Origin of the sequence: Millisia brevis NBRC 105863 (genome assembly GCF_001552615.1) — a bacterium.
Lineage (GTDB): Bacteria > Actinomycetota > Actinomycetes > Mycobacteriales > Mycobacteriaceae > Millisia > Millisia brevis.
In genome coordinates this window covers 1-1,137 of the sequence record NZ_BCRN01000049.1, presented here as the reverse complement: position 1 = coordinate 1,137, position 1,137 = coordinate 1, and the positions used below count along the sequence as shown (strand labels likewise).

1 protein-coding gene is annotated in these 1,137 nt (G+C 65.1%); it reads right to left on the bottom strand.

Features of this window, described 5'->3' with window-relative positions:
* Nucleotides 1–1,137, bottom strand: a 1,137-nt coding sequence (locus tag MB1_RS24760; RefSeq protein WP_157084412.1) for an AMP-binding protein, incomplete at both ends; no start/stop codon positions are given.

Genomic DNA, 1,137 nt, shown 5'->3' with positions numbered 1-1,137 from the left:
CCGGTTGAGGAACCACATACGGGTCTGCGCCAACGACAACGGCACCCGATCCGGACGCACCCGCGCCACCAACGGCACACCCGCATCCGACACCGACGCCGACACCACCTGCGCCAACTCACCCACCGTCGGCGCCTCGAACAACACCCGCACCGCAACCCGCGTCCCCAACGCCTCACCCACCCGCGCAACAACCCGCGTCGCCAACAACGAGTTACCACCCGCCGCGAAGAAATCGTCGTCCACACCCACCCGCTCCACACCCAACACCTGCTCGAACACACCCGCCACGACCTGCTCCACCGGCGACCCCGGAGCACGGAACGTCCGCGACGCGAACACCGGCGCCGGCAACGCCCGACGATCCAACTTCCCATTCGCCGTCAACGGAATCGCATCCACCACAACAACAGCCGACGGCACCATGTACCCCGGCAACGACTGCCCCGCGAACGCCAACACCGCCTCCGGCGTCACCACCGCACCCTCACGCCCCACCACATACCCCACCAACCGCACATCACCCGGCACGTCCTCACGCACCACCACCGCCGCAGCACCCACACCCGGCGCCCCGGACACCACCGCCTCCACCTCACCCAACTCGATCCGGAACCCCCGAATCTTCACCTGATCATCCGCACGCCCCACATACTCCAAATCCACCGCACCCGACACCACATCGAACCGCCACCGCGCCACATCACCCGTCCGATACAACCGCTCACCCGCCGCAACACCCTCCACCACAAACGGATTCGCCACAAAACGCGTCGACGTCAAACCCGCACGCTCGTGATACCCACGCGCCAACTGACCACCCGCCACATACAACTCACCCGCAACACCCGGCGCCACCGGATGCAAACGCGTATCCAACACAAACACCCGCAACCCATCAATCGGCACACCCACCACCGACGCCACACCACCGGCAACCACACCCGCATCGATCACCCGATGCGTCACATGCACCGTCGTCTCGGTAATCCCATACATATTCACCAACACCGGACCACCCACCGACACACCATCAACAACCGAACCATCACCAAAACGACCCACCCACCCCGCCAACCGCCGAGGCTCCAACGCCTCCCCACCAAACACCACAAACCGCAACGACGGCAGATCGAT